We start from the raw sequence: 21,302 nt of genomic DNA, 5'->3' as shown, positions 1-21,302 counted from the left end.
CCCGGCCGCCTTACGTGGCCGCCTTACGTGGCCGCCTGAGACTTGATGAAGTCCACGAAAGCCCGCAACGGCGCCGGCATCAGCCGGCGGCTCGGGAAATAAAGGTAGGGGCCCGGGAACGGCTGCCACCAGTCCTCCAGCACGGGCACCAGGGCGCCACTGTCGAGGTGGGGGCGCAGCCAATCCTCGAACAGGATGATGATGCCGGTGCCGGCCAGGGCGGCCTCGACCGCGAGGTCGGTGGCCGTGCCGATACTGACCACGAGCGGGCCATTCGGCTCGATCCGCACCACCTCGCCGTCCCGTTCGAACTCCCAGGTTATTGGAGAACCGCCCGAGAACCGCCCTTGCAGGCAGGCATGGTGCAGCAGGTCGCGTGGATGGGACGGGCGCCCACGGCGGGCCAGATAGGCCGGAGCGGCGGCCGCCGCGGCGCGCTGGACGCGCGGCCCGATCGGCACCGCCACCATGTCCTGTTCCAGCCGCTCGTCGTAGCGGATGCCGGCGTCGAAACCGCCCGCCAGCATGTTCACGAAGGCGTCGTCGGCCGTGACCTCCAGCCGGATGTCCGGATAAGCGGCCAGGAAGGCCGGCACGATGGCGGGCAGCACAAGGCGAGCGGCGCTGACCGGCACGTTGAGGCGCAGCGTGCCGGCCGGCCGTGCGCGAAACCCGTTGACCACGTCGAGCGCCGCTTCGACTTCGGCCAGGGCGGGACCGAGCCGCTCCAGCAGCGAGGCGCCGGCCTCGGTCGGCACCACGCTGCGGGTGGTGCGGTTGAGCAGGCGGACGCCGAGCTGCTCCTCGAGGCGGCGCACTGCCGCGCTGAGGCTCGAAGCACTGTCGGGGCTGGCCCGAGCGGCGCCGCGGAACCCACCGGCCCGGGCCACGGTCACGAAGGCGGACAAATCGGAGATCGTTGCCATTGTGCGCAATGTCGCACGCCCCGTGCGGATTGCACGCCGTTATCGGCGGAGCGGATGTTTGCTACCGAGAAGCCGCGAAGGAGATCCGCAATGTCCATTCTCAGCAAGGCCGGGACGTTCACGCTCGGCGATCGCTCTGTCAAACGTCTCGGCTACGGGGCCATGCAACTGGCCGGCCCCGGCGTCTTCGGGCCGCCGAAGGACCGCGCCGCCGCGGTGGCAGTGCTGCGGGAAGCCGTGGCACAGGGCGTCGACCACATCGACACCAGCGACTTCTATGGGCCGCACGTCACCAACGAAATCATCCGCGAGGCGCTGCACCCCTACGCGGACGATCTCGTCCTCGTCACCAAGGTCGGCGCCCGCCGCGGCACCGACGCGTCCTGGAACCCGGCCTTCTCACGCGAAGAACTGACCGCGGCCGTGCACGACAACCTGCGCAACCTCGGCCTCGACGTGCTGCCGGTGGTCAATCTGCGGTCGATGTTCGGCACGCATGGGCCGGCCGAGGGCTCCATCGAGGCGCCCTTGACCGTCTTGGCCGACCTGCAGCGGCAAGGCCTGATCCGCCACATCGGCCTCAGCAACGTCACGGCCACCCAGGTCGCCGAAGGCCGGCGCTTGTGCCCGGTCGTCTGCGTGCAGAACCTCTACAACGTCGCGCATCGCGAGGACGACGCCATGCTGGAAGCGTTGCGGCGCGACGGCATCGCCTATGTGCCGTTCTTCCCGCTCGGCGGCTTCACCCTCCTGCAATCGACCCACCTCGACGCGGTTGCGGCGCGGCTCGAGGCCACGCCGATGCAGGTGGCGCTCGCTTGGTTGCTGCGCCGGGCACCGAACATCCTGTTGATCCCCGGCACCTCGTCGCTCGACCATCTGCGGGAGAACCTGGCCACCGCCGCGATCGACCTGCCGGACGACGCCATGGCGGCGCTGGACGACATCGGGACCACCCCGGCAACCGCGTGAGGGTCGTCATGGCGCCCGGGCGCGGGCCTCGGCGGCCAGCCGCATCAACAGGGGGCGCAGCTTCGCGCCCGAGGTGACGCGCGTCTCGAATGCGAGCCGGCCCGTCAGGTCGCCGGCCACGAAATCCAGGCCGTCCGGGTCCAGTCCGGACAGCCGCCACACTCGCTCCGGCAGGCCGAGCAGCCGGGCGGCGTAGAGCGCGATCGCGTCGCTGTGGTCCGCGTTCATGTGGGCCACCGCACCCTCCTCCCCGTCCAGCAGGGCGTCGCAGCCCTCGACATTGGTGAGGAGGGCGTCGGCCGAAACACTGGCGGCCTGACCGAACCCGCCGTTGAGATGCGCCGCCGTAATGGCGAAGCGCCAGAAGCCGAAATCGGGGAAGTCGGCGTAAAGCTCTGCTTTCGGGTTACGGGCCAGGAAGCGACGTCGCGCCGCTGTGGCGGCCGCGTCCACCAGAGGCTCGGCGCGGCCCAGCAGAGTGAGGCGCGCATGGGCGAGCGGATCGCCGCGCCCGCGATCGGCCAGCAGCAACGAACAACGCCGATCGGCCTCGAGGTGACGGGTATGATGGGCCAGGCGCGACAACAACAGGATGGGGCTGCCATCCGGCAGGGTCGCCACCGTTGCGAGGCTGGCGAACGGCATACCATCGGAGGTCAGCGTCGCCAGCGTCGCGGCTCGGACGACGCGAAGCAGTCGCTTGGCGACCGTGAGTAGCCCGGGATCGGGCGCTGCCGGGACGGTGGTGGTCAATGGTGCTGGGTCGAGCCCACGAAGGCCCGGAAGCGATCGGACGCGTCGCCGCCGAACAGCGCCGCCGGCGGCCCATCGGCCTCGATGCGTCCGGCCTCGACGAAGACCACGCGGTTCGACACGTTGCGGGCGAACCCCATCTCATGCGTCACCACCAGCATGGTGCGGCCTTCCTCGGCCAAGGCCCGCATGACGCGCAGCACCTCGCCGACGAGTTCGGGGTCGAGCGCCGAGGTCGGCTCATCAAACAACATCACCTCGGGCCGCATCGCCAGCGCCCGGGCGATGGCGGCGCGCTGCTGCTGGCCACCCGACAGATGGGCCGGATACAAGTGCCGCTTTTCGGCGATGCCGACCTTGGCCAGCAGGGCCTCGGCCTCGGCGATGCACTCGGCGCGCGGGCGCTTCTGCACATGCACCGGCGCCTCGATGACGTTTTCCAGCACCGTCATGTGAGACCACAGATTAAAACTTTGAAACACCATGCCAAGCCGGCTTCGGATGCGGTCGACCTGGCGCATGTCGGCCGGCGTGGCGGTGCCGTCGCGGCGCTTGCGCATCTGGATCGTTTCGCCGCCCAAACTGACCTCGCCGGCGTCGGGCGTTTCCAACAGGTTGATGCAACGCAGGAATGTGCTCTTGCCGGAGCCGCTGGCGCCGAGGATCGAGATCACATCGCCCCGATGCGCATCGAGCGAGATGCCCTTCAACACCTCGAGGGCGCCGAAGCGCTTCTCGATGCCCCTGACGCTCAACGCGATCTCCAACCCGGCCACGACCCCTCCTGACGCATTCATCGAGGCAGCATCCCCCGCGTCCGGCAGGACCGCAAGCCTGTTCTTGCGCGACCCTCCTAGGCGGAGGTCCCTACCCCCGCTCGTTTTCGCCACACTTGACCCTATATAACGAAGCTCCCCGGGCTGGGGCGGTCTGCCCAGGGAGCATGTTCAACAGCGGGCGACGGGTGGCATCACCGTCCGGCACCCGCGGGGCGGCCGATCTTTCGGCCCAACAGGGGCGCGTCCATGCCTTCCATCGCTCTCGTCGACGACGACCGCAATATCCTCACATCCGTGTCCCTTTCGCTTGAGGCGGAAGGCTACCGGGTCCAGGTCTATACCGATGGCGCCGCCGCGCTCGACGGCTTGAAGGCGACGCCGCCCGACCTTGCCATCTTCGACATCAAGATGCCGCGCATGGACGGCATGGAGCTGCTGCGGCGGCTGCGGCAGAAGTCGGACCTGCCGGTCATCTTCCTGACCTCGAAGGATGACGAGATCGACGAGCTGTTCGGCCTCAAGATGGGCGCGGACGACTTCATCCGGAAACCCTTCTCGCAGCGGCTGCTGGTCGAGCGCGTCAAGGCCATCCTGCGGCGCGCCAATCCGAAGGAAGCCGCGGCCCAGAAGGAATCCGAGGCCAAGCTGCTCGAGCGCGGCAACCTGAAGATGGACCCGGAGCGCCATACCTGCACCTGGAAGGGCGAAGCCGTGACCCTGACGGTGACGGAGTTCCTGATCCTGCAGGCGCTTGCCACCCGCCCCGGCGTCGTGAAAAGCCGCAATGCCTTGATGGATGCCGCCTACGACGACCAGGTGTATGTCGACGACCGCACCATCGACAGCCACATCAAGCGTCTCCGCAAGAAGTTCAAGGTCGTCGACGACGACTTCGAGATGATCGAGACGCTGTATGGCGTCGGTTATCGCTTCAAGGAATAGCCGCGACACTGATCCCGTGACGGTTCGCTCTTTCCCATGACGCCCCGGCTGGTCCGACGCGGCTTCGCACGCTCGCCCCACCGGGTGCGCCCGCGCAGCTGGTCGGTGCGGCTGCGCCGCTTCATCCACATCATCGGATTGCGGATGTCGTCGTCGCTGACGCGGCGGATCGTGGTGCTGAACCTCGGCGGCTTGCTGGTCCTGCTGCTGTTGTTTCTCTACGTGAACCAGTTCCGGGAAGGGCTGATCGATGCCCGGGTGCAAAGCCTGCAGGCCCAAGGGGAGATCATTGCGGCCGCTATCGCGGCCTCGGCCGCGGTGCAGACCGACGCCCTGACGATCGACCCCGAAAAACTGCTGCAACTGGCCCCGGGTCAGCCGGCCATCACGGGCGAGGACGAGAATTCGGCGCTCGAATTCTCCATCAATCCCGACCGCGTCGGTCCGGTGCTCCGGCGCCTTGTTTCTCCGACCCGGACGCGGGCCCGGGTGTACGACCTCGACGCCGACCTTCTGCTCGACACGCGCGCCATGTCGCTGCATTCGACGGTGTTCCGTCGCAACGGCGGCCAAGCCCCCAGGGCCGAAACCCTTGTGGCGCATCTTTGGGGGGCGCTGCGCCGGCGTCTCGATCCGCCTGACACCAGCGTCGCCGATGACGGGCCGTTGTCAGGCGCCAAGGTGTTTCCCGAGGTCGGCGACGCGCTCAACAGCCAAAGCCGCTCCGTGGTGCGGACCAACCCGCGGGGCGAAACCATCGTGTCGGTCGCGGTGCCGATCATGCGGGCCCGCAGCGTGCGGGGCGCCCTGCTGCTGTCGACCCAGGGGGGTGACATCGACGGCATCATCGCGTCCGAGCGCTGGGCCATGGTGCGGGTATTCCTCGTGGCCGCGAGCGTGACGTTTTTGTTGTCGTTGTTCCTGGCCGGCACCATCGCGGGGCCAATGCGGCGCCTTGCCGAGGCGGCGGAGCGGGTGCGGCGTGGCGGCAACTCCCGCCAGGAGATCCCCGACTTCACCAGCCGCTCGGATGAGATCGGGCATCTGTCCGGCGCCCTGCGGGACATGACGCACGCGCTTTACGCACGCATGGAAGCGATCGAGAGTTTCGCGGCCGATGTCGCCCATGAGCTGAAGAATCCGCTCACCTCGCTGCGCAGCGCCGTCGAAACCCTGCCCCGCATCAAGACCGACGAATCGCGCGAGCGGTTGTTGACGGTCATCCAGCACGATGTGCGCCGGCTCGACCGCTTGATCAGCGACATTTCGGACGCCTCGCGCCTCGATGCCGAACTGGCCCGCGGCGGGCAGATCAAGGTCGATATGGCGGCGCTGGCGACCGCCGTGGTCGAGGTCGCCAATGGCGTGTCACGACGTGACGACGTGCGAGTGACGCTCGAGATCCTGCCGCCGGAGGGCGGCGATGCCGGTCTCGACGGGTTCAAGGTCGAGGGGCACGATTCGCGCCTGGGCCAGGTCCTCAACAACCTGATCGACAACGCACGCTCGTTCTCGCCGCAGGGCGGCACCGTGCGGGTGTGCCTGCGCCACGCCCTCAACCCCGCCCGCGACGACGACGAAGAGGCGGGCGTCGAGATCGTGGTCGACGATGATGGCCCCGGCATTCCACAGGACGCGGTCGAGCGCATCTTCGAGCGCTTCTACACCGATCGGCCGCAACACGGCTTCGGCCAGAACTCCGGCCTCGGCCTGTCGATCTCGCGGCAGATCGCGGAAGCGCATGGCGGCGTCATCTGGGCCGAGAACCGCGTGCTGCCCGGCCATGAGTCTGAGGTCGAGCTCGACCCGGAGGGCAACGAGCGCATCATCGACCTCGCTGGCGCGCGCTTCACCCTGTGGCTCCCCCTGGCGAGGTCGTGACGGAGCCGATCGCGGTTCATGCGACCGCGCTGCTCGTCGGCGAGGCCGGGGTGTTGATCCGCGGCCCTTCGGGCAGCGGCAAGAGCGGCCTGGCGCTGCGGCTGCTCGACCTTGCGGCAGAGCGCGGTCGCTTCGCCAGGCTGGTAAGCGACGATCGCGTGCTGCTGCGGTGTTGCTCCGGGTTGGTGCTGGCATCCCCGCACGAAGCCATCGTCGGATTGCTGGAGCGTCGGACCCAGCCGATCGCGCGGTTGCCGGCCGAGCCTTGCTGCGTGGTGCGGCTGGTGGTCGAGCTCCACACGCCCGCAAACCCGCTGCCGCGCTGGACCGACGACGCGGCAGAAACCACGACGCTCGCCGGTCAGGCGGGCGTGCCGCTGCTGCGCCTGCAGGGCCCGATCGATGCGCTCTCATGCCAGCATGTGCTGGATCGAATCGAAACCCTTAAGTCTGCCGTCCGACTTTAGAGCTATTTCACTTGCCTAATGGCTGCCCTTCCGCAAGATGCGCCGCACAATGCTTGATCGTCAGGAAGCGGCCGGGACCGCGTTGGGCAAGGGTGGCGCGGCGCAATGATAGGCATGGTGCTCGTCACGCATGGCCATCTTGCGACGGAGTTCCGCGCGGCCCTGGAACATGTGGTCGGCCCGCAGAAACAGATCGCGACCATCACGATCGGGCCTGAAGACGACATGGAGGCACGGCGCAAGGACATCCTGGAAGCCGTAGCGTTTGTCGACAGCGGCCAGGGCGTGGTGTTGTTGACCGATATGTTCGGCGGCACTCCGTCGAACCTCGCCATCTCGGTGATGAACGGCGCCATGGTCGAGGTCGTGGCCGGCATCAATCTGCCGATGCTGATCAAGCTCGCATCGGTCCGGGAGGTGTCACCCCTGAGTCAGGCCGTGACCCAGGCCCAGGATGCCGGACGCAAATACATCAACATCGCAAGCCGGGTGCTGACGGGCAAATGATGGACGAGCCCGAACAACCGGTGTCGGACGCCGTCACGCTCGATGGACGCACAAGCCGCACCTGCCTGATCGTCAACCGTAAGGGCCTGCACGCGCGCGCCACCGCCAAGTTCGTGCATTGCGTCGAAGCCTATGATGCCGACGTGCAGGTGCAACGCGGCGGCGAGACCGTGGGCGGCATGTCGATCATGGGGATCCTGACGCTCGGGGCCGGCCAGGGCTCCACCGTCACCATCGCGGCTACCGGGCCGCAAGCCATGGAGGTGGTCGAAGCCCTGTCGACCTTGATCGCCAATCGGTTCGGGGAAGACGAATAGCGGCTCGTCGACCGTGACGGCCCCGATGCTCGCGGCCGCGGCCCTGCTGGTCGAGGCCGCATTTGGCTACCCGGCCTGGCTGTTCCGGGCCGTGCGCCATCCCGTGGTCTGGATGGGCGCGCTGCTGGCTTGGCTCGACCGTCGCCTCAACGACCCGCAACGAGCTTTCGCCCTCAATCGCCTTGCTGGCGTCGCGGCCCTGCTGGGTCTGCTGGGTGCCACCGCCGTGGTGGCTTGGCCGTTCGACGCTGCCGCGCGAAGCGCCTGGGGGTGGATCTTGAGCGTGCTGGCCGCCTGCAGCCTGCCGGCGCAGCGCAGCCTGCACGATCATGTGCGGGCGGTGGCGGTGGCGCTCGAGAACGACGGGCTCGCCGGCGGCCGGAGCGCCGTCGCCATGATCGTCGGCCGCGACGTGGCGGCGCTTGACGAAGCCGGCGTCGTTCGGGCCGCCATCGAAAGCCTGGCCGAAAATTTTGCGGACGGCGTGGTGGCGCCCGCGGTCTGGCTGGCGCTCGGCGGCGTGACGGGCGGCGCGCTTTACAAGGCCGTCAACACGGCCGATTCCATGATCGGCCACCGGTCCGACCGCTACCGCGCCTTTGGCTGGGCTGCGGCCCGGCTGGACGACCTTGTCAACCTGCCGGCGTCTCGGTTGGCCGCCGTCTGGCTGATCCTCGCGGCCGCGTTGACCTGCGCCGACGCCGGCGCGGCCGTACAGGCCGTGCAGCGCGATGCCCGGCATCATCGATCCCCCAATGCCGGATGGCCGGAGGCCGCGATGGCGGGCGCCCTCGGGATCGCGCTGGCGGGCCCTCGCATCTACGGCGGCACCCGGGTCGACGACCGTTTCATCGGCGGACCGAGGCGGGAGGTTACGCTGGCCGACATCCGCCGCGCCTTGACGCTCTACCGCGTCGCCGCCGCCCTGCAGGTCGCGGTTCTGCTGGGTGTCGCCCTGGCGCTGCGGAGGTGAGCAGCGACTACCGAGCCTCTTACGGGCTTGTCCGGGCGCGCGCCAAAGCCAACATGCGCTCGAGGTCGACATGGTTCTCGAGATGAGCCGCGAGCTCGTCGAGGGTCGCCTCGATCAGTGCCTCATAGGCAAGGTCCGAGGCCGGCGCGCCGAGGCGACCCAGCCAGGCAGCCCGCTGGGCATCGTGGCCGAACAAGCCGTGCACGTAGCAGGCCGACACGCGCCCATCGGCCGACGTAGCACCCTCAAGCCGCCCGTCCGCGAAGCGTAACAACGGCCGCGCGAGGTCGGACCCTTTGGTGGTACCAACATGCATCTCATAACCCGAGAATGGCACGCCATCGGCGACAGCAGTGCCGGCCACGGCCGTCAGCACCTTGCGGCCGGTCAGCACGGTCGAGACCTGCAGCAAGCCGAGCCCGTCGCAACCGCCCGGCGGCCCCTCGATACCATCGGGGTCGTCGATGCGCTGGCCGAGCATCTGGTAGCCGCCGCATAGCCCGAGCACGCGGCCGCCCTGGCGGACATGCGCCATGATGTCGATGTCCCAGCCGTTATGGCGCAACGCTAAAAGATCGGCGATCGTCGCCTTCGAACCGGGCAGCAGGATGAGGTCGGCCGGGGGCAGCGGGCGGCCGGGGCGCGCAAGGGTGAGGTCCACCCCGGGTTCCAGCCGCAGCGGGTCGAGGTCGTCGAAATTGGCGATGCGGGGCAGCAACGGCACGACGACGCGCAACCGCCCGCCCCCGCCCTGCCGGCCCGACCAGCCTGCGAGCGCCATCGCGTCCTCGGCCGGCAAACGATGCGCCCCGGGGAAGAACGGTACCAGCCCCAGCGCCGGCCAGCCGGTGTGGTGCTCGATGATCCGCATGCCGTCGCCGAACAGCGCCGGGTCGCCACGGAACTTGTTGACCAGGAAGCCTCGCACCATGGCGGCATCGGCCGGATCGATCACCGCCTTGGTGCCAACCAGCTGGGCGATGACGCCGCCCCGGTCGATGTCGCCAGCCAGCACCACCGGCACCCCGGCGGCCCGCGCGAACCCCATATTGGCGATGTCGTTGGCCCGCAGATTGACCTCCGCGGCCGAGCCGGCGCCTTCCACCAGCACCAGATCGGCCTCCCGCTCGAGCGTCGCGAAGCTGTCCAGCACGGCCGCCTTCAGGCGCGGCTTCCAGGCCTGGAACTCACGCGCCTTGGCGGTGCCGATGACCCGGCCGCCGACCACCACCTGCGACCCCACCTCGCTCTGCGGCTTCAACAGCACGGGGTTCATCAGCACACTCGGCGCCACCCCGCAGGCGCGGGCCTGCAGCGCCTGGGCACGCCCGATCTCGCCTCCGTCGGGCGTTACGGCCGCGTTGTTGGACATGTTCTGCGGCTTGAAGGGTCGCACCCGCAGGCCGCGCCGCGTATAGGCGCGGCAAAGGCCTGCCACCAGCAGCGACTTGCCGACATCCGAACCGGTGCCCTGCAGCATCAGGGCCGGGGTGACGAGCCCGCCATCGACCGGCATCAGAACTCGATTCCAGCCTGCGCCTTCACGCCGGCCGCAAAATGGTGCTTCACCAGCGTCATCTCGGTGACGAGATCGGCGGCCGCGATCAGCGCCGGCTTGGCATTGCGGCCGGTGACGACAACGTGCAGGTCCGACCGTCGAGCGACAAGCGCCGCCACCACACCGTCGAGCGGCAGGTAGTCGTAACGAAGCGCGATGTTCAGCTCGTCGAGCACCAGCAGGCGGACCGCAGGGTCGGCCATCAAGGCCTGGGCCTGCGCCCAGGCGGCTTCCGCGGCCGCGATGTCGCGCGCCTTGTCCTGGGTTTCCCAGGTGAAGCCCTCGCCCATCGTGTGCCAGCGCACCCGGTCGGAGAACCCCTCCAGCACCCTTCGCTCGCCCGTGTCCCAGGCGCCCTTGACGAACTGGACCACCCCAACGGTCCAGCCATGGCCAAGCGCCCGCAGCAGCAGCCCAAAGGCCGCCGTCGACTTGCCCTTGCCCGGGCCGGTGTTGACGATCAGCAGCCCCTTCTCGGCCACGGTCTTCGACGCCACCTCGGCATCCTGCACGGCTTTGCGATGCACCATCTTGGCTTTGTGGCGTTCGCCCTCCCGGTCGGGAATGACGTGGCCGTGCGCCGGATCGTGCGAGGGGTCGGGACCTGTGCTCATTGGCACGGCATAAACCGGTTTGCCGGGCAAATCACCCGCTGTGGCCGGAATGCCGCATTGGGCGGAACTCACGTTGGGCGCCATGCTCCAGCCAAGCCAGACCGGTTAATGCTTGCCCACTGCCGCTATGCGGTCACGCCCGCAACGGACCGCCATGGCCAAGCCCCTCATCATCCTCACCCTGCTCGGCCTCGCGGCCGCGATCGCGCTGATCGGCATCTTTGGGGCGGGCTCCGTCTGGTCGGCTTTCGAGGCGGTCGGCTGGGGCGCCGTGCTGGTGATGGGAGTGCGGGCCGTCGAGACGTCCGGTGCCGGTGTTGCCTGGGCCTGGCTGCTGCCGACGGGCGACCGTCCGCGCCTCGGCGTTTTCATGCTGCTGCGCTGGCTTCGCGAATCGATCAACTGCCTGTTACCCGTGGCCCAGGTGGGCGGCGACCTGATCGGGGCACGGCTGCTCACCTTCTGGCGGGTGCCGGGCGGCCCCGCGGCCGCCAGCGTCATCGCGGACCTGTTCGTGCAGACGGTGACGCAATTCGTCTTCACGCTGCTGGGTGTCGGGCTGTTGATCGCGGCGGTGGGCGACAGCGCCCTCGCGCGCTGGGTGCTGGTCGGCTGCGCCCTGATGGCGCCGGCGCTCGTCGGGTTCTTCCTGGCCCAGCGGTTCGGCGGCTTCCGCTTGGTCGAGCGGCTGTTGGCCAAGCTCGCCCGGAACCCGAAATGGGCGGCGCTCGGCGGCATCACGTCTCTGCATGACAGTCTGCAGGCGATCTACCGTCGTCCTGGGCCGCTGATGGTCGCCACCCTCCTGCATCTCGTCATCTGGTTTGTGGGCGTATGGGAGATCGACTTCGCTCTGCGGTTCATGGGTCACGGCGTCGACTACACCACGGCACTCATCATCGAGAGCCTCGCCCAGGCGGTGCGCGGCGCGGCCTTCGTGGTGCCGGGCGCCATCGGGGTTCAGGAAGGCGGTTTCATCGCGCTGTGTGCCATCTTCGGCATCCCGGCCCCGACCGCCATCGCGCTGTCGCTGGTCAAGCGGCTGCCCGAGGTGTTGCTGGGAATACCCGGCCTGTTTATTTGGCAGGGGCTCGAGGGGCGCCGACTCTTGCGCCGCGGATCGGCCGATGCCAAGCAGGACGCGTCCCAACCGGTCTGAGCCGCCTTCGGGGGCAGGCGTGCTCGAGGGGTGAGATCGCGTTTGAACCAAGGTGGCGCGTGCCGCCGCAGCCGGCACCACGGATGACGCCCTTTTTCGCTTTCTCGCCCCCAAGGCCCGAAGCCGCATGAGCCTGATCGCCTCTGCGTTCTGGCTGATGGCGATTGTCGGCTGCCTTTATACGCTTGCGGCGCTCGCGTGCCTGATCCGGTTCGCGTGTCAGCCCGGCTCGGAGGCGATCATCCATCCCACCGTGACGGTATTGAAGCCGCTGCACGGCGACGAGCCTTTGTTGTTCGACAATCTCGCCTCGGTGCTCCGGCAAACCTATGCGGGCGCGGTCTCGGTCATTTGCGGCGTTGCGGACGCGGCCGATCCCGCCGTGGACGTCGTCGAGCGGCTGCGGGCGGCCTTTCCAGACGCCGACCTGCGCCTGGTGGTCGACGGACGGCGGCACGGGCGCAACGGCAAGGTGTCGAACCTCATCAACATGAGCCGGGAGATCGCCGGCGACGTGGTGGTCCTGGCCGACAGCGACATGCGGGTGGAACCCAACTACCTGTCGGATGTGGTCGGCGCCCTGCAGCGGCCCGGCATTGGTGCCGTCACCTGCCTGTATCGCGGCCTGTCGCTGCCGAACCTGTGGTCGCGGCTGGCCACCGGCTGGGTCGACGGTCAGTTCCTGCCCAACGTCGTGCTCGGGCTGGCGCTCGGCATGGCGAAGCCCTGCATGGGTTCGACGATCGCGATGACGCGCGACACGCTCGGGCGCATCGGCGGGTTCGACGCCTTCAAGGATCACCTCGCCGACGATTACGAGATCGGCGCCGCCGTGCGCCGCCTCGGCCTCACGGTGGCGGTGCCGGCGCGGCCGGTGCTGGCCCACACCTCGGCCTCGACCAGCCTGGCGGCCCTGCTGCGACAGGAAGGCCGCTGGAGCCGCACCATCAGGGCGGTGGACCCCGCAGGGTTCGCAGGCTCCATCGTCACCCACGTGCTGCCCTTCGCGATCCTGGCGGCGCTGGCAGACGGGCTGCAGCGCCGAGACTGGGTTCTGCTCGGCGTCGTTCTGGCGCTGCGCATCACCCTGGCGCTGAGCGTAAAACGCTATGTCCGCAAGGACACAGCGGATCTTATTCTCCTTCCACTTCGCGATGTTCTTTCTTTTGCCGTGTTCCTCGGCAGTTTCTGGCCCGGATCGATCGACTGGCGCGGTCATCGGTTCCGTGTCGGCCACGATGGCATCCTGACCGCGCCCGACCACACAGGACCCTAATGCGCACGCTTTTCCTCCAGGCTCCCTCCTTCGACGGCTTCGACGGCGGCGCGGGTTCGCGCTACCAGGCGAAGCGCGAGATCAAGTCCTTCTGGTACCCGACCTGGCTAGCCCAGCCGGCCGCGCTGGTTGAGAACTCCAAGCTGATCGACGCCCCGCCGCACAAGACCAAGCTGGCGGAGGTCACGTCGCAGGCGAAGGATTTCGACCTGACCATCATGCACACCTCGATCCCGTCCTTTAATTCGGACGTGAAGGTGGCCCAGGCCCTGAAGGCCGCGAACCCGTCGATGAAGATCGGCATGATCGGCGCCAAGGTGGCGGTCGAGTCGGACAAGAGCCTCGCCCAGGCCCCCGTCATCGATTTTGTCTGCCGCAACGAATTCGACTTCACCGTGAAGGACGTCGCTGACGGCCAGAACTGGGCCTCGATCCCGGGCCTGTCGTTCCGCAACGAGTCCGGCGTCATCGTGCACAACAAGGACCGCGCGATCCTCGAGAACATGGATGCGCTTCCCTTCGTCACGCCGGTCTACAAGCGCGACCTCGTGATGGAGAACTACTTCATCGGCTACCTGAAGCACCCCTACATCTCGATCTACACGGGCCGTGGCTGCAAGAGCCGCTGCACCTTCTGTTTGTGGCCGCAGACGGTGGGCGGTCACCGCTACCGCACCCGCTCGGTCGACCACGTGATCGAGGAGATCGTCTGGGCCAAGAAGAACTTCCCGCAGACCAAGGAATTCTTCTTCGACGATGACACGTTCACGGACGACCTGCCGCGCGCCGAAGCCATCGCGGCCCGGCTCGGCAAGCTCGGCATCACCTGGTCCTGCAACGCCAAGGCCAACGTGCCGCGCGACACGCTGAAGAAGCTGAAGGACGGTGGCCTGCGGCTGCTGCTCGTCGGCTACGAGTCCGGCAACCAGCAGATCCTGCACAACATCAAGAAGGGCATGCGCATCGAGGTGGCGGAACAGTTCACCAAGGACTGCCACGAACTCGGCATCGCGATCCACGGCACCTTCATCCTCGGCCTGCCGGGCGAGTCGAAGGAAACCATCCAGGAAACCATGGCCTTCGCCAAGCGGATCAACCCGCACACCATCCAGGTTTCGCTGGCCGCGCCCTACCCCGGCACCTTCCTGTTCAACCAGGCGGTCGAGAACGGCTGGCTCGACGAGAAGAACGCCGAGCTCGTCGACGAGTCCGGCGTGCAGATCGCGCCGCTGCACTACCCGCACCTGACCCACACCGAGATCTTCCAGTCGGTCGAGACCTTCTACCGGTCGTTCTACTTCCGCACCGGCAAGATCGCCTCGATCGTGGGCGAGATGGCGCGCGACCGGCAGATGCTGGTGCGCCGGCTGCGCGAGGGCGTGGAGTTCTTCCACTTCCTCAAAGAGCGCCGCTCGCTGGACATCGCGGCCTAACGGCACCCGAGCTGAACGGCCCGGCAGGCGTCACCACGGCATGCCGGGCCGTTTCGCAACCAAACCAGCTGCATCATGAAGCACCTGATCGTCACGGCCGACGACTTTGGCCTCGCCCCCGAGGTCAATGACGCGGTGGAACACGCCCACACGGCGGGCATTCTCACGACCGCCAGCCTGATGGTGGGCGCGCCGGCATCCGCCGCGGCGGTCGCGATCGCCAAGCGCCGCCCCGGCCTGCGTGTGGGGCTGCACCTCACGCTACTCGAAGCGCCACCGGTGCTGCCGAAGGCACAGATCCCCGATCTCGTCGGGCCAAACGGGCTGTTCCGCACCGATATGGCAAAGGTCGGCGCCGACATGTTCTTCCGCAAGGACGTGCAACGCCAGCTCGCGGCCGAGATCGAGGCGCAATTCGCGGTCTTTGCCGCGACGGGGTTGCGGCTCGACCACGTCAATGCCCACAAGCACTACCACCTGCACCCGACCGTCACGACCCTGTTGATGCAGATCGGCCCCCGCTACGGCATGCGATGGGTGCGGGTGCCGGACGAGCCGAACGTCATGGTGCGGGCCATCGACCCGGCGGCGCCCCGCCTGACGCCCGCCATCACCACACCCTTCACGACCATGTTGAAATACCGATTGCGCGTGGCGGGCTTCAAGGTGCCGGACCATGTGTTCGGCTTAGCCTGGTCCGGCGCCATGACGGCCGATCGGCTCGCCGCCCTGCTGGTGCATCCGCCCCAGGGTGTCACCGAAATCTATACCCACCCGGCGACCACCGGCGGCTATCCCGGATCGGCGGCCGGCTATCGCTATGCGGATGAGTTGGCAGCCCTGGTATCCGACGACGTGCGCGCCGCGGCACGCGATTGTGGTGCCAGCCAGGGCGGCTACATGGACGCCCCGCCTCAAATCTAGGGCCGACCACGTCAGCGAAGACAGACCTGAGCGACGGCATCCTTCAGGGTGCGCGGCCCATGGTCGGGGCCTGCCGGACATCGACGGCTCGTCGCATCGGGGAGACAGGTATCTCACCTGTGTCGAACGAAAACGCCCGCAGCACGAGCCGCGGGTTGTTGTTGTTGCAGCATGATGGACCTGGATCCAGCTTGCCGGGCGAAGCAAGCTCCGCCCCTGACGTCGCTAGAACTTGTAGTTCAGGCCGGCGCGGGCGAGGTCGCCCTCGTTCTTGAACCGCACCGTATAGGTGCCGGTCGCCGCATTGGCGCCTGTCGCGGTGGTGGCCACATCGGTCTTGCCGAGATCGTAATGCAGGTACTCGGCCTTGATGGTCACGGCGCTCGACTTAAAGAAGTTCAGCAACGACGAGGTGGGAAGCGCATATTCCACGCCACCGCCATAGGCATAGCCGGTCGCCATGTCGTCGGTGTGGCCTGCATATTCCAGGGCGCCATTGCCGCCGCTGTAGAAGTTGGCGCGGTCGTTGACGCCGCCATAGGCGAAGCCGCCGGTGCCATAGACCATGAACTGATTGAAGGCGTAGCCGAAGCGGCCCCGCACCGTGCCGAGGTAATCGAGGCCGGTGCGGAAGCTGCTTGTGGCGCCGTTCAACGACACCGCGGTGCCGCGGCTGAGGTCGGTGTAGGCCGCATCGGCCTCGACACCGATCACGATGCCGCTGCCCGGCCCGCCGAAGCCGCCGCCAAACCCCGGCACCTGCAGGTTATAGCCGATCTGGCCGCCGCCCGTAAAACCGTCGGCCGAGGCCTTGATCGACCCGGGCCGGAAGCCGGTCGCTACGCCATTGGCGTCGCCCGCTCCATCGACCGTCGTGACGCGCGTGTCGGAATCGAACGCATAGCCGGCGTTGACGCCGAAATAGCCACCCGTCCAGGTGAAAGCCGGCAGCAGCGGGGGCGCGTAGACCGGGGGTGCCAAGCGGCTCGGCAGGTCAGCCGCGAAGGCGCCCGACGTCAATGCGGCAAGCGCGCCTGCGCCGGCTAGGATCGATCGCATCATGGTGGCCCCCGCGAATGACGTTGCCGTCGTTGCAGCAATCATACGCCGATCGCGCCCGAAGTCCGTCACCCGGTGAACACAGTCTCTCCATAATGCGCGCGGTCAACGCGGCCGCAGGTCGGCCTCCAGCAGCGCGCGAAGCGCCGGCGTCACGCTGGGCCTGTGCCCGAACCAGCGCGCGAAACCGGGCACCGCCTGATGCATCAGCATGCCCAGCCCCCCCACCGCGCGATGGCCGCGCGCCCGCGCATCACGCAGCAGATCGGTTTCGAGCGGCGCATAAACGATGTCGCAGACCACGGCTCCGCGTTTCAGGCCGGTGAGGTCTAGCACCAGCGGGGGCTTGCCCTGCATGCCGAGCGCGGTCGTGTTCACCAACAAATCCGTGTCGTTCAGCAGGGCTGGCATTGCAGCGAGGTCATGCACGGCGGGCAGCCGGGCGAAGCTTTGCGACAGGGCGTCGGCCGTCGCATGCGACCGATTGGCAAGACGCACATCGAGCCCACGCTGCAGAAGGCCATGCACGATGGCCCGTGCCGCTCCTCCGGCCCCGATCACGGTGGCGGTGCGGGCCTCGGCATCCCAATCCGGCGCCTCCTGGTCGAGCGCCGCCAGAAAGCCGACCGAATCCGTGTTGCCGCCCCACAGCCGCTCGCCTTCGAACCACAGGGTGTTCACGGCCCCGATGGCGCGGGCCGCATCGTCGAGGTTATCGACGAGCGCCAGCACGGCGGTCTTGTGCGGCACCGTGACATTGCCGCCGACGAAACCCGCGGAGTGCAGGCTAGCGATGAAGGATGCCAGATCGGCGGGCGCGACCTCGATGCGCTCATAGGAGCCGGCAAGGCCCAGGGTTTGGAGCCAGTGACCGTGCAGGATCGGCGAACGGGATTGTGCGATCGGCTGGCCGATCACGAAGGCACGGGGAAAGGTCACGCGGAAAGCACATCCTCGTAGATGTCACGGAGCGGCACGGCGAGGCCAAGCGCCGGCAGATCGAGGATCGCATCGAGCCCCTCGAGGCTGCGCAAGCTCGCCCAAGCATCCCCCGTGCGATCGAAAACATGCACGCAGGCCTGATCCCGCTCGATCAGGACATAATGCTGCAATGAGGCAAGGCGTCGGTACGCCTGCCACTTCTCGTGGCGATCCCTGTGGGCGCTGCCGCGCGACATCACCTCGACAAGGATCACCGGGTTGTCGACGGATGTCGCCCCGGACCGCAAGGGGCCGCAGGCCACCATCACGTCGGGCAGCGTCGCGCTCTCGACCGCCTTGTTCTTCATGTAAAAGGTCTCGAGGAACACGTGAAAGGGCGCGCCGGCGGCTTTCAATTGCTGGCGCAAGCGGAAGGCGACGTTCTGACTGATGCGGTTGTGCTCCCAGCGTGCTCCGACCATCATCTTGATGACCCGTCCAGCGATCAACTCCCAGCGCTGATCGTGTGGTCTGTCGGGCAGAAGGTCCTCGAAATCCTCGAAGCTCAGGGTGTCGTAAGGTGCGATGAAATGCGACATCCTCACACCTTCGTTTGATCGGCGCCGCGTGACGTCGGAACCGCTCGGCTTGCAATTGCAGGAGAACAATAGCACAGCCGGCACCATCCCGCGAAGGACCCCCGATTGCCACCACCCCGCCGCCTGACCACGCCTGAGAAGCGCGACGACGACCATGATGTGTCGTTGCGACCGCTCGTGCTCGGCGACTTCGTCGGCCAGGCCGCCATCCGAAAGAACCTGAAGACCTTTGTGGAAGCCGCGAAGCAGCGCGGCGAGGCGCTCGACCACGTGCTGTTCGTCGGCCCGCCGGGGCTCGGCAAGACCACGCTGGCCCAGATCGTGGCGCGCGAGCTCGGGGTCAACTTCCGCTCCACCTCCGGTCCGGTGATCGCCAAGGCGGGCGACCTCGCGGCGCAGCTGACCGCGCTGGAAGAGCGCGACGTGTTGTTCATCGACGAGATCCACCGCCTCAACCCGGCCGTCGAGGAGATCCTCTACCCGGCCATGGAGGATTTTCAGCTCGACCTCATCATCGGCCAGGGCCCGGCGGCCCGGTCGGTGAAGATCGACCTCGCCAAATTCACCCTGGTTGGGGCCACCACGCGGGCGGGCCTGCTCACCACCCCGCTACGCGACCGCTTCGGCATCCCGTTGCGGCTCAACTTCTATACGGTGCCCGAACTGCAGCACATCGTGTCGCGCGGTGCCCGGGTGCTCGGCATCGGCATGGCGGACGACGGTGCCAACGAGATCGCCAAGCGGGCACGCGGCACGCCACGCATCGCCGGCCGGCTGCTGCGCCGCGTGCGGGACTTCGCCATCGTGGACGGCGAGCCGGTCATCACCCGGGCGATCGCCGATGGCGCCCTCAAGCTGCTCGAGGTCGATGCCATCGGGCTCGACCAGATGGACCGACGTTATCTCGACGCTATCGCGCTGTCGTTCGGCGGCGGCCCGGTCGGCATCGAGACCCTGGCGGCGGCGCTGAGCGAGCCGCGCGACGCCATCGAGGACATCATCGAACCCTATATGATCCAGATCGGCTTCCTGCAGCGCACGCCGCGCGGTCGCCTGTTGACGCCGCATGCCTTCAGGCACCTCGGCTATACGGCGCCGTCGCGCCCCGAGACCGGCCAGTTCGGCATGTTTCAGGATGCGCCGGATGCTTGAGGCGGCCCACGCGCTGGCGGTCCGGGTTTATTATGAGGACACGGATTTCGGCGGCGTCGTTTATCACGCCAACTATCTGCGCTTCATGGAGCGGGGTCGCACGGAATTCATCCGGGCGCGCGGCATCGTTCAATCGGAGCTGCGCGACGAAGCCGGCGAGGCGCTCACCTTCGTGGTGCGCCACATGGACATCGATTTCCTGCGCCCAGGCCGCATGGACGATCTGCTGCGGGTCGAAACCCGGGTCGCCAAGCGCGGGGGCGCCTCGGTGGCGATGGCGCAGCGGGTGCTGCGCGGTGACGAGGTGCTGGTGACGGCCTCGGTCACCGTGGTGCTGGTCGGCGGCGGCCGGCCCCGCCGCATCCCGGCGGACCTTGGGCGAAAGCTCTTCGATTGAGTCTTAGCCGCCTCGGTCTTAACGCGATATTAACGTTGACACTTGCTTAATGGCCACAGATGGGCGAACCATCGCGGCCGACCGCAGCCCCACAATCGACGGATTCGGGCCGCACGAGACGCGCCACGGCACCCCTGCCGGTCCGCCCGCAAGGATTTCGAGCCCCGATGAACCCCGCTGATACCGCCGCGGCGGCGACCGAAGTCTCCATTCTGACGATGTTCTTCAACGCATCGCTCGTGGTGAAGATCGTCATGATCGGCCTGTTGAGCGCCTCGGTCTGGTGCTGGGCCATCATCATCAACAAGACGATGTTGTTCTCGAAGACCCGCAAGGCGATGGACCGCTTCGAGCAGGTGTTCTGGTCGGGCCAGTCGTTGGAAGAGCTTTACCAGAACTCCTCGCAGCGACCGACGATCGGCATGGCCTCGTGTTTCGTCGCCGCGATGCGCGAATGGAAGCGCTCGTTCCAGAACGTCGGCGCGTCGTTCATGGGCCTGCACGCCCGGCTCGACAAGGTGCTGGACGTATCGATCGCCCGCGAGGTGGAGAAGCTCGAATCCGGCCTGCTGGTGCTGGCCACCGTGGCTTCGACCGCGCCCTTCGTGGGGCTGTTCGGCACCGTTTGGGGCATCATGTCGTCGTTCCGCTCGATCGCGGCTTCCAAGAACACCTCGCTGGCCGTCATCGCACCGGGCCTCGCGGAAGCCCTGTTCGCCACCGCGATCGGCCTCTTCGCCGCCATTCCGGCGCTGATCTTCTTCAACAACCTGCAGGGCATGGTGGCGCGCTTCCAGGCCCGCATGGAATCCTTTGCCGACGAGTTCTCCTCGATCCTGTCGCGCCAGATCGACCAGCACGTCGGCGGCGAGCGGGACCGCGCGGCGTAACGCGGCCCGTCCCGGAGAACTGCACCATGGGTATGTCGGTCGGCGCAGGCGGCAAGGGCGGGCGGCGCAAGCGCGGGGTGCCGCGCTATGGCGCCATGGCGGACATCAACATGACGCCGTTCATCGACGTCATGCTGGTGCTGCTCATCATCTTCATGGTGGCGGCGCCGCTGCTGGCGTCGGGTGTTCAGATCGATTTGCCGAAGACCTCGGCGGCGGCCCTCAACGTCGACCAGAAGCCGCTTAGCGTCGCCATCGACGAGAAGGGCGACACCTTCGTCAACGACGTGCCGGTGCCGGCCGACGGCCTGGCCAACCAGCTCTCCACCATGGCGAAGGAAGGCTTTGACGAACGCATCTACGTGCGGGCCGCCAAAACCGTGAACTACGGCCGGGTGGCTGAGGTCATGTCCACCATCACGTCCGCCGGCTTCAAGAAGGTCGCGCTCGTGACCGAGAACGACAAGCAGTAACGAGGCCGCTTTGAAGCTCAAGCTTTCAGAGCCTGGCTATGCGGTGTCGGGCGGTATCCACCTCGTCGCGCTGCTGCTCCTGCTGCTGACCTTCGCGTCGAAGCCCGAGAGCTTCGACCCCATGCAGGAAACCGTGCCGATCGAGACGGTGACGGATTCCGAGTTCAACAAGGTCATGCAGGGCGACAAGAGCGCCAAGGAGGTCGTCAAGGATGCGACCACCAAGGTCGACAAGGTTGATCCGAACCCCGACCCCACCCCGAAGCCGGTGACGAACCCGGCCGACAAGGCTGTGCCGACGCCACCCCCGCCACCGGTCGAGCCCCCGCC

23 protein-coding genes and 1 pseudogene are annotated in these 21,302 nt (G+C 67.6%); 16 read left to right on the top strand and 8 right to left on the bottom strand.

Annotation, left to right across the window (positions count from 1 at the left end; all coding sequences use genetic code 11):
* Positions 1-23: 23 nt before the first annotated feature.
* Positions 24-926 (bottom strand): LysR family transcriptional regulator, encoded by a 903-nt coding sequence (locus tag P7D22_RS02805; protein WP_319932687.1) that lies wholly within the window; start codon positions 924-926, stop codon positions 24-26.
* A 90-nt stretch (positions 927-1,016) separates the two neighbouring features.
* Between P7D22_RS02805 and P7D22_RS02800 the strand changes: the two genes are divergently transcribed.
* Complete coding sequence (locus P7D22_RS02800; RefSeq protein ID WP_319932686.1) at positions 1,017-1,898, top strand: aldo/keto reductase family oxidoreductase; 882 nt, start codon at positions 1,017-1,019, stop codon at positions 1,896-1,898.
* Between the two features lie 6 nt (positions 1,899-1,904).
* Here the strand turns inward: P7D22_RS02800 and P7D22_RS02795 are convergent, their stop codons facing one another.
* Positions 1,905-2,651 carry a HugZ family pyridoxamine 5'-phosphate oxidase gene (locus tag P7D22_RS02795; protein WP_319932685.1) on the bottom strand — a complete coding sequence of 249 codons (747 nt, stop codon included), beginning with the start codon at positions 2,649-2,651 and terminating at the stop codon, positions 1,905-1,907.
* Positions 2,648-3,448: an ABC transporter ATP-binding protein gene (locus P7D22_RS02790; protein WP_442916015.1), complete on the bottom strand. Its 801-nt coding sequence runs from the start codon at positions 3,446-3,448 to the stop codon at positions 2,648-2,650. The genes P7D22_RS02795 and P7D22_RS02790 overlap by 4 nt, the downstream gene beginning before the upstream one ends.
* A gap of 228 nt (positions 3,449-3,676) precedes the next feature.
* Here P7D22_RS02790 and P7D22_RS02785 point away from each other — a divergent pair, with 228 nt between their 5' ends.
* From P7D22_RS02785 to cbiB, 6 genes are all read left to right on the top strand, one after another.
* On the top strand, positions 3,677-4,372 hold the full coding sequence (locus P7D22_RS02785; protein ID WP_319932683.1) for a response regulator transcription factor: 696 nt from the start codon (positions 3,677-3,679) through the stop codon (positions 4,370-4,372).
* 36 nt (positions 4,373-4,408) lie between these two features.
* Positions 4,409-6,253, top strand: a complete 1,845-nt coding sequence (locus P7D22_RS02780) for a stimulus-sensing domain-containing protein (RefSeq protein WP_319932682.1) — start codon at positions 4,409-4,411, stop codon at positions 6,251-6,253.
* On the top strand, positions 6,250-6,720 hold the full coding sequence (locus P7D22_RS02775; RefSeq protein WP_319932681.1) for an HPr kinase/phosphorylase: 471 nt from the start codon (positions 6,250-6,252) through the stop codon (positions 6,718-6,720). The genes P7D22_RS02780 and P7D22_RS02775 overlap by 4 nt, the downstream gene beginning before the upstream one ends.
* Before the next feature lie 105 nt (positions 6,721-6,825).
* A complete protein-coding gene (locus tag P7D22_RS02770; protein WP_319932680.1) occupies positions 6,826-7,227 on the top strand; it encodes a PTS sugar transporter subunit IIA in 402 nt (133 codons plus the stop codon).
* Positions 7,227-7,544 carry an HPr family phosphocarrier protein gene (locus P7D22_RS02765; RefSeq protein WP_442916017.1) on the top strand — a complete coding sequence of 106 codons (318 nt, stop codon included), beginning with the start codon at positions 7,227-7,229 and terminating at the stop codon, positions 7,542-7,544. Before P7D22_RS02770 ends, P7D22_RS02765 begins: the two co-directional genes overlap by 1 nt.
* Positions 7,545-7,569: 25 nt before the next feature.
* Positions 7,570-8,517 (top strand): adenosylcobinamide-phosphate synthase CbiB, encoded by a 948-nt coding sequence (cbiB, locus tag P7D22_RS02760; RefSeq protein WP_319932809.1) that lies wholly within the window; start codon positions 7,570-7,572, stop codon positions 8,515-8,517.
* A gap of 19 nt (positions 8,518-8,536) precedes the next feature.
* On the opposite strand, the gene P7D22_RS02755 is transcribed toward cbiB, so the two are convergent.
* Both P7D22_RS02755 and cobO read right to left on the bottom strand, forming a co-directional pair.
* A complete protein-coding gene (locus P7D22_RS02755) occupies positions 8,537-9,997 on the bottom strand; it encodes a cobyric acid synthase (RefSeq protein ID WP_319932808.1) in 1,461 nt (486 codons plus the stop codon).
* Positions 9,998-10,032: 35 nt separating this feature from the next.
* Positions 10,033-10,689 (bottom strand): cob(I)yrinic acid a,c-diamide adenosyltransferase, encoded by a 657-nt coding sequence (gene cobO / locus P7D22_RS02750; RefSeq protein WP_319932678.1) that lies wholly within the window; start codon positions 10,687-10,689, stop codon positions 10,033-10,035.
* A gap of 154 nt (positions 10,690-10,843) precedes the next feature.
* Here cobO and P7D22_RS02745 point away from each other — a divergent pair, with 154 nt between their 5' ends.
* The 4 genes from P7D22_RS02745 (at position 10,844) to hpnK (ending at position 15,481) form a co-directional block, all read left to right on the top strand.
* Positions 10,844-11,848: a lysylphosphatidylglycerol synthase domain-containing protein gene (locus P7D22_RS02745; protein ID WP_319932677.1), complete on the top strand. Its 1,005-nt coding sequence runs from the start codon at positions 10,844-10,846 to the stop codon at positions 11,846-11,848.
* Between the two features lie 127 nt (positions 11,849-11,975).
* Positions 11,976-13,124 (top strand): bacteriohopanetetrol glucosamine biosynthesis glycosyltransferase HpnI, encoded by a 1,149-nt coding sequence (hpnI, locus tag P7D22_RS02740; protein ID WP_319932676.1) that lies wholly within the window; start codon positions 11,976-11,978, stop codon positions 13,122-13,124.
* A complete protein-coding gene (hpnJ, locus tag P7D22_RS02735) occupies positions 13,124-14,557 on the top strand; it encodes a hopanoid biosynthesis associated radical SAM protein HpnJ (protein ID WP_319932675.1) in 1,434 nt (477 codons plus the stop codon). The genes hpnI and hpnJ overlap by 1 nt, the downstream gene beginning before the upstream one ends.
* Before the next feature lie 75 nt (positions 14,558-14,632).
* Positions 14,633-15,481: a hopanoid biosynthesis-associated protein HpnK gene (gene hpnK / locus P7D22_RS02730; RefSeq protein WP_319932674.1), complete on the top strand. Its 849-nt coding sequence runs from the start codon at positions 14,633-14,635 to the stop codon at positions 15,479-15,481.
* Positions 15,482-15,706: 225 nt separating this feature from the next.
* Here the strand turns inward: hpnK and P7D22_RS02725 are convergent, their stop codons facing one another.
* From P7D22_RS02725 to P7D22_RS02715, 3 genes are all read right to left on the bottom strand, one after another.
* On the bottom strand, positions 15,707-16,543 hold the full coding sequence (locus tag P7D22_RS02725; RefSeq protein ID WP_319932673.1) for an outer membrane protein: 837 nt from the start codon (positions 16,541-16,543) through the stop codon (positions 15,707-15,709).
* 102 nt (positions 16,544-16,645) lie between these two features.
* Entirely contained in the window at positions 16,646-17,479 is an 834-nt protein-coding gene (locus P7D22_RS02720; RefSeq protein WP_319932672.1) for a shikimate dehydrogenase, read from the bottom strand.
* Entirely contained in the window at positions 17,476-18,060 is a 585-nt protein-coding gene (locus P7D22_RS02715) for a Uma2 family endonuclease (protein ID WP_319932671.1), read from the bottom strand. The genes P7D22_RS02720 and P7D22_RS02715 overlap by 4 nt, the downstream gene beginning before the upstream one ends.
* Before the next feature lie 105 nt (positions 18,061-18,165).
* Between P7D22_RS02715 and ruvB the strand changes: the two genes are divergently transcribed.
* From ruvB to P7D22_RS02690, 5 genes and pseudogenes are all read left to right on the top strand, one after another.
* On the top strand, positions 18,166-19,212 hold the full coding sequence (ruvB, locus tag P7D22_RS02710) for a Holliday junction branch migration DNA helicase RuvB (RefSeq protein ID WP_319932670.1): 1,047 nt from the start codon (positions 18,166-18,168) through the stop codon (positions 19,210-19,212).
* Positions 19,196-19,609 (top strand): tol-pal system-associated acyl-CoA thioesterase, encoded by a 414-nt coding sequence (ybgC, locus tag P7D22_RS02705; protein ID WP_319932669.1) that lies wholly within the window; start codon positions 19,196-19,198, stop codon positions 19,607-19,609. Before ruvB ends, ybgC begins: the two co-directional genes overlap by 17 nt.
* 167 nt (positions 19,610-19,776) lie before the next feature.
* A complete protein-coding gene (gene tolQ, locus P7D22_RS02700; RefSeq protein ID WP_319932668.1) occupies positions 19,777-20,499 on the top strand; it encodes a protein TolQ in 723 nt (240 codons plus the stop codon).
* Between the two features lie 26 nt (positions 20,500-20,525).
* On the top strand, positions 20,526-20,972 hold the full coding sequence (locus P7D22_RS02695) for an ExbD/TolR family protein (RefSeq protein WP_319932667.1): 447 nt from the start codon (positions 20,526-20,528) through the stop codon (positions 20,970-20,972).
* A 10-nt stretch (positions 20,973-20,982) separates the two neighbouring features.
* Positions 20,983-21,302: pseudogene (locus P7D22_RS02690) on the top strand (cell envelope biogenesis protein TolA); the annotation flags it as partial.

Source organism: Lichenihabitans sp. Uapishka_5 (genome assembly GCF_033947565.1).
Lineage (GTDB): Bacteria > Pseudomonadota > Alphaproteobacteria > Rhizobiales > Beijerinckiaceae > Lichenihabitans.
Note: the sequence above shows the minus strand (reverse complement) of the source record. Positions and strands in the feature narration are given on the sequence as shown.

What these genes read in the sequence shown, in the direction of transcription:
- P7D22_RS02805 (WP_319932687.1), bottom strand. Translation starts at nt 926, where the DNA reads ATGGCAACGATCTCCGATTTGTCCGCCTTCGTGACCGTGGCCCGGGCC.
- P7D22_RS02800 (WP_319932686.1), top strand. Translation starts at nt 1,017, where the DNA reads ATGTCCATTCTCAGCAAGGCCGGGACGTTCACGCTCGGCGATCGCTCT.
- P7D22_RS02790 (WP_442916015.1), bottom strand. Translation starts at nt 3,448, where the DNA reads ATGAATGCGTCAGGAGGGGTCGTGGCCGGGTTGGAGATCGCGTTGAGC.
- P7D22_RS02785 (WP_319932683.1), top strand. Translation starts at nt 3,677, where the DNA reads ATGCCTTCCATCGCTCTCGTCGACGACGACCGCAATATCCTCACATCC.
- P7D22_RS02780 (WP_319932682.1), top strand. Translation starts at nt 4,409, where the DNA reads ATGACGCCCCGGCTGGTCCGACGCGGCTTCGCACGCTCGCCCCACCGG.
- P7D22_RS02770 (WP_319932680.1), top strand. Translation starts at nt 6,826, where the DNA reads ATGATAGGCATGGTGCTCGTCACGCATGGCCATCTTGCGACGGAGTTC.
- P7D22_RS02765 (WP_442916017.1), top strand. Translation starts at nt 7,227, where the DNA reads ATGGACGAGCCCGAACAACCGGTGTCGGACGCCGTCACGCTCGATGGA.
- cbiB (WP_319932809.1), top strand. Translation starts at nt 7,570, where the DNA reads ATGCTCGCGGCCGCGGCCCTGCTGGTCGAGGCCGCATTTGGCTACCCG.
- P7D22_RS02755 (WP_319932808.1), bottom strand. Translation starts at nt 9,997, where the DNA reads ATGCTGCAGGGCACCGGTTCGGATGTCGGCAAGTCGCTGCTGGTGGCA.
- cobO (WP_319932678.1), bottom strand. Translation starts at nt 10,689, where the DNA reads ATGAGCACAGGTCCCGACCCCTCGCACGATCCGGCGCACGGCCACGTC.
- P7D22_RS02745 (WP_319932677.1), top strand. Translation starts at nt 10,844, where the DNA reads ATGGCCAAGCCCCTCATCATCCTCACCCTGCTCGGCCTCGCGGCCGCG.
- hpnI (WP_319932676.1), top strand. Translation starts at nt 11,976, where the DNA reads ATGAGCCTGATCGCCTCTGCGTTCTGGCTGATGGCGATTGTCGGCTGC.
- hpnJ (WP_319932675.1), top strand. Translation starts at nt 13,124, where the DNA reads ATGCGCACGCTTTTCCTCCAGGCTCCCTCCTTCGACGGCTTCGACGGC.
- hpnK (WP_319932674.1), top strand. Translation starts at nt 14,633, where the DNA reads ATGAAGCACCTGATCGTCACGGCCGACGACTTTGGCCTCGCCCCCGAG.
- P7D22_RS02725 (WP_319932673.1), bottom strand. Translation starts at nt 16,543, where the DNA reads ATGATGCGATCGATCCTAGCCGGCGCAGGCGCGCTTGCCGCATTGACG.
- P7D22_RS02715 (WP_319932671.1), bottom strand. Translation starts at nt 18,060, where the DNA reads ATGTCGCATTTCATCGCACCTTACGACACCCTGAGCTTCGAGGATTTC.
- ybgC (WP_319932669.1), top strand. Translation starts at nt 19,196, where the DNA reads ATGCGCCGGATGCTTGAGGCGGCCCACGCGCTGGCGGTCCGGGTTTAT.
- tolQ (WP_319932668.1), top strand. Translation starts at nt 19,777, where the DNA reads ATGAACCCCGCTGATACCGCCGCGGCGGCGACCGAAGTCTCCATTCTG.
- P7D22_RS02695 (WP_319932667.1), top strand. Translation starts at nt 20,526, where the DNA reads ATGGGTATGTCGGTCGGCGCAGGCGGCAAGGGCGGGCGGCGCAAGCGC.